Consider the following 9982-nt stretch of genomic DNA (forward strand, 5'->3'; position numbering starts at 1 on the left):
TCCCGGCCCGTCAGGCCGCGTTCCGCAGGATCCGGCGGCCATCGCCGGCCGGCGGCCTGGAGGCCAAGCGACTTTGACTCCCACTTTGGGCCACCGGACTTCCGCCTTCGATATCGTTTTCAGTGAAGGGTCACGAATGACTGGGAAACAAGCGCGATCGGCGGATCGAATACCCAGCCATTTCAAAAAGCCACGAACAACAGTGGGCACTCCCGTGGAATGACGCAGGTGATCACCATGTTCGGTGTCGATGTATCCCATTGGAACGGCAGGCTCGACTGGGCCGCCATCGCGGATTCGGGCGTCGAGTTCGCGTTCGCCAAGGCGACCGAGGGCGTCCATTACAAGGACCCCACCTGGGCGCGCAACCGGACCGCCATGCTGGCCTTGGGCGAGCGGTTCGTGCCCGGCGCGTACTGCTTCCTGCGCGGCGACGCCGACATCACGCGACAGGTCGACCTCTTCCTGGACGTCGTGGGCGACGTCGCCCCGATCATGGTGGCGCTGGACGTCGAGTCACGAGAGGGCGTCAGCCGGCAGGCGACGGCCGAGGACGCCATGGAATGGGTCGCGGAGTTCAAGAGCCGCACCGGCGGGCATCCCGTGATCGGGTACTACCCGCGCTGGTACTGGAAGCAGCACGGGGAGGGCGACCTGTCGTTCTTCGACACGCTGTGGGCGTCCCGCTACGTCTCCGGCGTGGGGACTCCCCAGAAGCTGTACGACCGCGTGCTCGCCGAATGGTGGAAGCCCTACGGCGACGAGACCGTCTCCATTCTCCAGTTCACCGAGAGCGGCAGCGTGCCGGGGTTCCCCGAGGGCCCCTGCGACGTCAACATGTACCAGGGCGACCGCGCGCAGCTCCGGGCGCTCCTCCTGACCGGCGGGCCGGCCCTCGCCATCCCCGACGGCACTCCCCCGCTGGCCCAGGGCTCCTCCGGGCTGCGGGTCTCGCAGCTCCAGATCGCCCTGAACCTGGCCGGGCACCGGCCGAAGCTGGACGTGGACGGGGAGTTCGGCTCGGTGACCGGGGCAGCCGTCAAGTGGCTGCAGCGCAAGGCGGTCCTCGCCATGACCGGGGTGTACGACGAGGAGGCGGAGGCCGCGCTGCGGACGGTGCTCCAGACCCACCGATCCGCGAGAGGCCGCAGGCTGATGGTCTGACCGAAGGGGACGAATGCGGTCGAGGAGGCCGGCACCGGGGTCCCGGCCTCCCCGGCACGTCACTGGAACGACACGGAGTCGATGGTGACGGTGCTGTCGCCGCCGTACCAGAAGCCCATCGCGAGCTGTCCGGGGGACGCGCGGTTGATCCCGTTCGCGGACATCGGAATCCTGATGTCCTGGTACGCGGTCGTGATGGCCGGATGCCCGCCGCCGTCGAGCGTGTAGTCGCCGAAGACCTTGCTCACCCCGCCGAGGCCGAGGTTGAAGTGGGCCTGCTCGCCTCCTGCCGCGCCCTTGATCCGGACGACGAGATACGTGTACGCCGACAGGCCGGTGTTGACGTCGCTGCCGAACCAGCCGCAGTTGTCGTAGCGCAGGCTGAGCGCCCCGCCGGAGACGGCCCCTGAGCCGCCGCCGTTGAGGAAGCAGTTGCCGCCGGTCCACTTGCCGAGGTCGTTGAGCGCCGCGGACGGGTACGCCGGGTTGCCGTCGAAGTCGTCCACGACCAGCCCCCCGGACGAGGCCGGAAGGGTGACGACGGTGACGGGCGCCGACGCGGCGGAGGTGTTGCCCGCGGCGTCGTACGCCTTGACGGTGTAGGTGTAGGAGGTCGCGGGGCTCAGCCCGGTGTCGGTGAAGGTGGTCGTCGCCGAGGTCCCGGCCTCGGTGGCGCCGCGGTAGATCCGGTAGCCGGCGACGCCGACGTTGTCCGTGGCGGCCGTCCAGGACAGGGTGACCGCGTTCGCCGTGCGTGACGGAGAGGCCAGCCCGGCGGGCGCGCTGGGCGCCGTGGTGTCCGTGCCGCCGCCCGTGCCGACGGTGACCGGGCCGAGGCCGAGCCAGCCGTCGGCGCCCTGGGTGGCGTTGGCGAAGCGCAGCTTCTTGGCGTTCGACGACACGGCTTCCAGCGGGTTCTTCACCCGCAGGACCCACTGGTAGCCGCCGGCGGGCACGCCGGAGAGGTTCACGCCGGTCTGGAAGTACTGGGGATAGCCGTAGTCCAGATAGGCCGGGTCCGAGCCCACGCCCCAGTCGGGGAACGCGCGGATCTTGAGCGGCATGACCGTGCGGAGGTCCCAGGACGTGTCGAAGGTCTTGACCACGGTCCCCGCGGCGTTCTTCAGGCCGAGGGTGACCGTCCACGGGTAGTAGAACGGCGCCACGCCGTTGTTGCTGATCCGGACGCCCACGTTCGTGGTCCCGCTCGCGGTGTTCTTGAAGTACGCGTTGCCGACGCTGAGGTCGTATCCCATGAGCCGGACCGCGGCCGCGACGTTCGGGTCACCGGGCGGGTAGCTCTGGCTCTGCTCGTTGATCTTCCAGGTGGTGTGCTCCAGCTCGATGCAGGCCTTCATGTTGTCGACCTGCCCGGACCCGCCCGGCCAGGACGCGAACGCCGAGGACTGGATCTCGGGCCGGACCTCGCCGCCCATCGAGTCGGTGATCCACTTGTTCTCGGCGCCCTGGCTGAGTGCCCGCTGGAGCTGGGCGTAGCCGGCGCCGCCGAGCGACTGCGGCAGGGTGACGCCAGCCGGCGGCGAGCCTTCCCGGTAGCAGAAGGAGTCGTCGTGGTACCCGATGTTCATGTTCGTCGCCGCGCCCGCCGCCGAGTCGGGGTAGCGCGCCTCCAGCTTGGTCCGCGCGAACGCGTCGTCGTACGCCTGGAGGATCTGCGCGGCGTGCGCGTCGGTCGGCATGAAGTTCGGGTACGTGTCGCCGCCGGTGTCGGTGTCGAACGGCCAGGTGTGCCACTCGCCCCACAGCCCGATCAGGCCCAGGTGGATGAACCCGATGCGCGGGTCGCCGTCGTATCGGGCGCCGAAGGCCGCGATGAAGTCGCCGAGCGCGTCGAGCAGGTACGGGCTGTCGTAGTCCGGGCTGGTGGTGCTCCAGTAGGTGTTGGTCCGGTACGTGACGTGCCCGTCGAAGCAGTGCGGGATGGCGTTGGCCGGATGGCTGCCGCTGCCGCCGGGATATTCCAGGTAGAACCGCACGGCCGCCTGGTTGCCGTAGGACGCGATCTCGGTCAGCGCGGCGTCGAGGACGGACCAGTTGTACTTCGAGCAGTCGGCCGGGTCGGTCATCACCTCTGACAGGCCGAAATAGCTCCACGTGAGGGAGTGCGGGTAGCCGGTGTTCTGGTCGCTCCCCGGCCAGTAGAAGCGGGCGAAGCCCTTGAGCGGGTTGTCCAGCGGCGTGGATGCGGCCGCCAGCGGATGCGCCTGGAGCGACGGGTCGGGCGACGCCGGGGCCGGGGGCCGGGACGGCACCCCGCCGGCGACCGGCGCGAGCGCCCACGCCTGGGCGGCCGGTAACAGGGCCAGCGCGACGGCGGCGAGGGCCGCGAGCACGGCCCGGCGAAGGCGCCGCGAGGGCAGGACAAAGGCAGGCATGACTGAGAAACCTCCGAGATACGTGGACGGCCGAAGCCTGCCGCGGGCTCCGGAGAGCCCACCGCATGGGGGTTGACGTGGGACGGAAGGATTCGGAGACGCTGCCGTACGCTCGCCAAGTTATGAGGAGCTATTGACAAACTTCCGATGCCTCACATCATTATTCGGAAGTCATCTCGTGACAAGAGGTCAATTTCACCGAGCGCCGAGGACGATGATGAGAACGATGCGGACCGAGGAACGGTCCCAGGTCGCCGAGCCGAGCGACGACGACGGCGCATCCCGGCGAAGACGGGCCCGGCCGCGTGACGACCGCCGGGCGGCGTGGATCTTCCTGATCCCCGCGCTCGCCGGCTTCGCGATCTTCTTCGGCTACCCCACCGTCCGCGGGTTCTGGTACTCCCTGACCGACTACAACCTGCTCAGCGAGCCCGCCTTCGTCGGCGGGGACAACTACGCGCAGCTCGTCCGCGACCCGCAGTTCTGGCACTCGCTCGCGGTCACCGCCTACTACGTCGTCATCAACATCGGCTCGCAGCTGCTGCTCGGGCTGCTCCTGGCCGCGCTCATGCACCGCCTCACCCGGTCGGTGGCGCTCCGCGCGATGCTGCTGCTGCCGTGGCTGGTGCCGAACGTCACCGTCGGCCTGCTGTGGATCTGGCTGCTCGACGCCGACCTCGGCTTCGTCAACCACCTGCTGAAGGCGCTCGGCTTCGGCACGGTCGGCTTCTTCGTCTCCCCCGACTGGGCCATGCCGACGATCGGGATGGTCAACACCTGGGCGTACACCGGCTACACCGCGCTCCTGCTCTACGCCGGCATGCTGCAGATCCCGCCGCACCTGTACGAGAGCGCCGCCATCGACGGCGCCGGCGAGCTGCGCATGTTCCGCTCGATCACGCTACCGATGCTGCGGCCCGTCCTCGCCCTGGTGCTGGTGGTGTCGCTGATCGGCTCGTTCCAGATCTTCGACACGGTCGCCGTGGCCTCGAAGGGCAGCGGGGCCGGCAGCGCGATCAGAGTCATCTACTACTTCATCTACCAGCAGGCCTTCCAGTACTTCCACATGGGCTACGCCTCGGCCGCGGCACTCCTGCTCGCGCTCGTCCTCGGCGTGCTCACGGTCGTGCAGATGCGGCTGCTGCGGGCGTCCCGCTCGGACCTGGCCTGAGGAGAGAACACGTTGCGCCGCATCGCGAACATCGGCCGGCTGCCGGCCTGGGCCGTCCTGGCCGTGGCCCTCCTGCTCACCCTGTTCCCCTTCTACTGGATGGTCCGCACGGCCATCACTCCCGCCGCCGACCTCTACGCCGACAGCGGTGCCCTGTTCCCGCGGCACCCGACGATGGTGAACTTCCTGCGCATCCTCGGCCTCACCAGCCAGGAGGAGGCCCGCGCGGCCGGCGGGTCGGGCGCGCAGATCAACTTCGCCCGCTACCTGCTCAACTCGGTCGTCTACAGCGGCCTGATCGCTACGCTGCAGACGTTCTTCTGCGCGATGGCCGGCTACGCGTTCGCCCGGCTGCGCTTCCCCGGGCGCGAGCTCGTCTTCGGCGTCGTGATCGCCGCGCTCATGGTGCCGCCGATCTTCACGCTCCTGCCCAACTTCGTGCTGGTGAAGAACCTCGACCTGATCAACACCTTCGCCGGGATGGTGGCCCCGACGATCCTGATGACCCCGTTCGCGGTCTTCTTCCTGCGGCAGTTCTTCCTGTCCATCCCGCGCGACGTGGAGGAGGCGGCCCGGCTCGACGGCAACGGCGCGTGGGGCGTGTTCTGGCGCATCGTGCTGCCGATGAGCCGCGGGCCGCTGATCACGATCGGGCTCACCACGACGGTGTGGGCGTGGAAGGACTACCTGTGGCCGCTGCTGGTCGGGCGGGAGGAGCAGACCCGCGTCCTCACCGTCGCGCTCGGCGTCTTCCTCCAGCAGTCGCCCAACACCCGCCCGGACTGGACCGGGCTCATGGCCGGATCGACCCTTTCGGTCCTGCCGGTGCTGCTCCTGCTGGTCTTCCTCGGCCGGCGGCTGGTGCAGTCGCTCAACTTCTCCGGAATCAAATAACCCCCCGTAAGAGAGGCATCGACCCATGAACACCACCAAGAGAGCGGGCCTGGCGCTGCTGTCGCTGGCCCTCGCCGGCTCCCTCGCCGCCTGCGGATCCGGCGGCGGCGAGTCGCCGGGCGCCGCGGCCGGCGGCGACGTCACGATCGACTACTGGCTGTGGGACGACAACCAGCTGGCGTCCTACCAGGCGTGCGCCGATGCCTTTCACACGGCCAACCCGAACGTCACCGTCAAGATCACCCAGACAGCGTGGGACCAGTACTGGCAGAGCCTCACCACCCAGCTGGCCGCCGGCCAGGCCCCGGACGTGTGGACCGACCACGGGTCCTACTATCCGCAGTTCGTCGGCAGCGGCCAGATCCTTGACATCCAGCCGTACGTCACCCGGGACAAGGTGGACCTGACCCAGTACCAGGAGGGCCTGGCCGACCTGTGGGTGAAGGACGGCAAGCGGTTCGGCCTGCCCAAGGACTGGGACACCGTGGCGCTCGTCTACAACGGCACGATGCTCGCCGACCAGAAGGTCAAGGCCGACGAGATGGCGAACCTCACCTGGAACCCCGCCGACGGTGGCACGCTCCAGCAGGTCATCGCCAAGCTCACGGTCGACGAGAACGGGCACAACGGCCTCGACCCGGCCTTCGACAAGAGCAAGGTCAAGGTGTACGGCTTCCTGCCGCAGTGGGCCGACGGCTCCCAGGGCCAGAACGGCTGGGGCGACCTGGCCGTGGCCAACGGATGGACGTACCTGGACAAGAACCCCTGGGGAACGCAGTACAAGTACGACGACCCCAAGCTCGCCCAGACCATCGACTGGTACCGGCAGCTCATCGACAAGGGGTACGCGCCGCGCTTCGACAAGCAGTCCACGCTGGGCAACGACGCGGTGCTCAACTCCGGCAAGGGCGCGATGACCTTCGCCGGGTCGTGGACGATCAACACCTACCTGGGCCCGGACGCCAAGCAGAAGTTCGCCCTGGCCCCGATGCCCGTCGGCCCGGCCGGCGGGCGCAAGACCGCCATCAACGGCCTGTCCGACGCGATCTTCACCGGCACGCAGCACCCGGAGGAGTCCTGGAAGTGGGTGAAGTTCCTCGCCTCCGCCGACTGCCAGAACATCGTCGCCGGCAACGCCGTCGTCTTCCCCGCGATCAAGGCGGCGAGCGACAAGGCCGCGGCCGCCCACGAGGCCAAGGGGCGTGACGTGCACGTCTTCCTCGACGCGGCGAAGGCGCAGGGCGAGACGTTCCTGCTGCCCATCACCGACCACGGCAACGAGGTGAGCCAGATCGTCCAGGACGCCCTCCAGTCGATCGTCCTCGGCCAGATCGGTACCGCCGAAGGGCTCAAGAAGGCCAACGACCAGGTCAACGCGCTGTTCACCTGACCCGGACGGACAGAGAACCACCGAGAAAAGGAGCATCATGCCGCTGCTCGTCGAGCTGGCAGGCCGTACCGTAGCCCTTGAGCTGACCGGCTCCGAGCCGCCACAGAAGATCGAAGGCGGGGTCGTGCTGCCACCCGGCCGGGTGGCCGTGCTGCACGGCCTCGGCGACGCGCTGTTCTACCGGCACGGGCAGAACTCGTGGAGCCCGTGCGGCTGGCGGCGGCTGTCCGAGCCGCCGCTGCGCATCGCCGACCCGCGGCGCCGCACCACCGCGGACGACCCCGTCTGGGACGACCCGTCCCGCCACCACTCCTCCGCCGTCGCCGCCCTCCAGGGCGGCGACGGGCGGGTCCTGCTGCTCGGCGCGCTCGGCATCGGCACCCCGCGCCTGGCGGCCGACCGCGACACGCTCGCCGGCTGGTACGAGGACGACGGGGCACCGTGGTTCCTCGCGTACGGCGACGAGGAGGAGGTCTTCGACGCCTACACCCGCGCGCTCGCCGCCCGCCTCGGCAGCAGCGGACGGCGCGCGGGGAACGTCTGGTGCAGCTGGTACGCCTACTACGAGGGCATCACCGAGACGGGGCTGGCCGCGGACATCGGCACGCTGGACGGGCTGCCGTTCGACGTGTTGCAGGTCGACGACGGCTGGGAGGAGATGGTCGGCGACTGGGAGCCGAACGCCAAGTTCCCGTCCGGGATGCGCGCGCTGGCCGGCCGGATCTCCGCCGCCGGGCTGACGCCGGGGCTGTGGCTGGCGCCGTTCATCGTGCTGCCGGGCTCGCGCACCGCCCGCGAGCGGCCCGAGCTGCTGCTGCGGGACGAGCGGGGCGAGCCCGTGGTCGCCGGCCACAACTGGGGGACGGGGTACTGGGCGCTGGACCTGTCCAGGGCCGACGCGCTCGACCACGTGGCGGAGCTCATCCGGCGGGTCGTGCACGAGTGGGGCTTCGGCTATCTCAAGCTCGACTTCATCAACGCCGGCGCCGCCCCCGGCGTGCGGCAGGGCGGGATGGGGCGCGAGCAGGCCTACCGGCAGGCGCTGGAGCTGATCCGCCGGACGGCCGGGCCGGAGGTGTACCTGCTGGGCAGCGGCGCGATCCTGCTGCCCTCGCTCGGCCTGCTCGACGGGCTGCGCAGCGGGCCGGACGTGGCCCCGATGTGGCAGAACTACGCCAGCGACGATCCGTCCGACGCGATGGCGCGCAACGCCGTGGTCAACACGCTGCACCGGCTGTGGCACGCGCCGCTGGCCGAGGTCGATCCGGACGTCGTGTACTTCCGCAGCCGCCTCAACCTGCTCTCCGACCAGCAGCTCGGCTGGCTGCGCGACCTCGCCACGGTGTGCGGCTTCCGCGCGGTGTCCGACCCGCCGTCGTGGCTGCGCGCGGAGGAGCTGGCGGACATGACGGCGTACCTGGCGGCCCGGCCCGCCGTGGTACGGAAGGGCCGCTACGTCTTCGCCATCGACGGGCGGGAGGTGGACTTCGGCCCGGCCGTCGCACCCGACGGGCAGTGGTATCCGATCTCCTGACTTCGCACTACCCTTTTGTAAAGAGCGCAGCATTATCCAGGGGATCGAGGGGGCGACGGTGACCGAGCAGGTCACGACCGGGACGGACGTGACCCGGATGCGGGAGCTCAACGCGCTCAGCATCGTCCGGGCCCTGCGGGGCCACCCGCCGTCCACCGTCACGGAGCTGGCCACCCGCACCGGGCTGTCCCGGCCCGGGACGGACGTCATCGTGCAGGGCCTGGTCGCCGACGGCTGGCTCACGGTCGTGGAGCCCGACGGCAGCAGCGTCGTCGGGCGGCCCGCCCGCCGCTACCGCTTCAACGCCGGCGCCGGGCACGTGCTCGGCGTCGACGTCGGCGCGCACAAGGTGCTGGTCATGCTCGCCGACCTGGACGGCACCGTCGCGTGGACCACCCGGCTGCCGGTCGACCCGGACGCCGGCCCGGCGGCGCGGCTCACGGTGGTCGACGCGGCCGTGGACGAGTGCCTCGCCGCGGTCGGCCTGCCCCCCGACGACCTCTGGGCGATCACCGTCGGGGTGACCGGGCCGGTCGACGCCAGCGGCCGTACGACGCTGTTCACCCCGCTGCCCGGGTGGGCCGACGTGAACCCGGCCGAGCACCTGGCCGGCCGCTTCTCCTGCCCGATCCAGGTGGAGAACGACTGCAAGCTGGCCGCTCTGGCCGAGCGCTGGCAGGGGGCGGCCCGCGACGCCGACGACATCGTCTACCTGCTGGCGGGCATGCGCACCGGCGCAGGCCTGATCATCGACGGCACGCTGCGCCGCGGCTTCGGCGGCGCGGCCGGCGAGATCGGCGCGCTGCGGGCCGTCCGCTGGCTCACCGCGCCCTCCCATCTGCAAAACTGCGCCAGCCTGCCCGCGGGCGTCGATGCCGACGGCGCGGCCGCCTGGGTGTTCACCGCCGCCCGCGCCGGAGACAAGGCGGCCAGGACCGCCGTCCGCCGCTACACCCGTGACCTCGCCGTCGGCACCGCCGCCCTGGTCCTCACCCTCGACCCGCAGGTCGTCGTCCTCGGCGGCGGCTTCTCCCGCTCCGCCGACCTCATCCTCGACCAGCTGGGCCGCGAGCTCGGGCGCACCTGCCTGCGCGTTCCCGAGCTCCGCGCCTCCACCCTGGGCGCCGAGAGCGTCGCGCTGGGCGCGCTGCGCCTGGCGCTCGACGAGGTGGACGCCCGCCTGTTCGGCGTGGGCCTGCCCGCGCCGGTCGCCCCGCGCGCCTGACCCCGGCCGTCCGCCGCCGGAGATCGGACGCGCCGTGGCGTTCAGCTGCCGGGGAAGTACGGCGTCCAGCCGGGGCCGAGCTCGATCCGGCCGGCGAAGTTGTTGGCGCCCTTGCCGTTCCAGACCTGGAGATGGTCGTTGAGTACGGCCGCGATGTCGGTGTGACCGTCGCTGTTGATGTCGCCCAAGGTCATCAGGGTGGCGGCGT

The 9982-nt window shown here is 70.5% G+C and carries 7 protein-coding genes; 6 read left to right on the forward strand and 1 reads right to left on the reverse strand.

The annotated features are described in order from the left end of the window. Positions 1-237: 237 nt before the first annotated feature. Complete coding sequence (locus ETD85_RS32625; RefSeq protein ID WP_170246952.1) at positions 238-1164, forward strand: GH25 family lysozyme; 927 nt, start codon at positions 238-240, stop codon at positions 1162-1164. A 59-nt stretch (positions 1165-1223) separates the two neighbouring features. On the opposite strand, the gene ETD85_RS32630 is transcribed toward ETD85_RS32625, so the two are convergent. Continuing rightward, on the reverse strand, positions 1224-3560 hold the full coding sequence (locus ETD85_RS32630; RefSeq protein WP_138693654.1) for a fibronectin type III domain-containing protein: 2337 nt from the start codon (positions 3558-3560) through the stop codon (positions 1224-1226). A 226-nt stretch (positions 3561-3786) separates the two neighbouring features. Between ETD85_RS32630 and ETD85_RS32635 the strand changes: the two genes are divergently transcribed. Genes ETD85_RS32635 through ETD85_RS32655 form a run of 5 tightly spaced genes read left to right on the forward strand, consistent with a single transcriptional unit; the run spans position 3787 to position 9774 of the window. Continuing rightward, positions 3787-4731: a carbohydrate ABC transporter permease gene (locus ETD85_RS32635; RefSeq protein WP_170246953.1), complete on the forward strand. Its 945-nt coding sequence runs from the start codon at positions 3787-3789 to the stop codon at positions 4729-4731. A gap of 12 nt (positions 4732-4743) precedes the next feature. Further along, positions 4744-5625, forward strand: coding sequence for a carbohydrate ABC transporter permease (locus tag ETD85_RS32640; RefSeq protein ID WP_138693656.1), 882 nt, complete (start codon positions 4744-4746; stop codon positions 5623-5625). Between the two features lie 25 nt (positions 5626-5650). Then, positions 5651-7015, forward strand: a complete 1365-nt coding sequence (locus ETD85_RS32645; protein WP_138693657.1) for an ABC transporter substrate-binding protein — start codon at positions 5651-5653, stop codon at positions 7013-7015. Between the two features lie 37 nt (positions 7016-7052). Then, a complete protein-coding gene (locus tag ETD85_RS32650) occupies positions 7053-8549 on the forward strand; it encodes a glycoside hydrolase family 36 protein (protein ID WP_138693658.1) in 1497 nt (498 codons plus the stop codon). A 58-nt stretch (positions 8550-8607) separates the two neighbouring features. Next, on the forward strand, positions 8608-9774 hold the full coding sequence (locus ETD85_RS32655) for an ROK family transcriptional regulator (protein WP_206058830.1): 1167 nt from the start codon (positions 8608-8610) through the stop codon (positions 9772-9774). The last annotated feature ends 208 nt before the right edge of the window (positions 9775-9982 follow it).

The sequence above is a fragment of the Nonomuraea zeae genome (assembly GCF_005889725.1).
Classification (GTDB): domain Bacteria; phylum Actinomycetota; class Actinomycetes; order Streptosporangiales; family Streptosporangiaceae; genus Nonomuraea; species Nonomuraea zeae.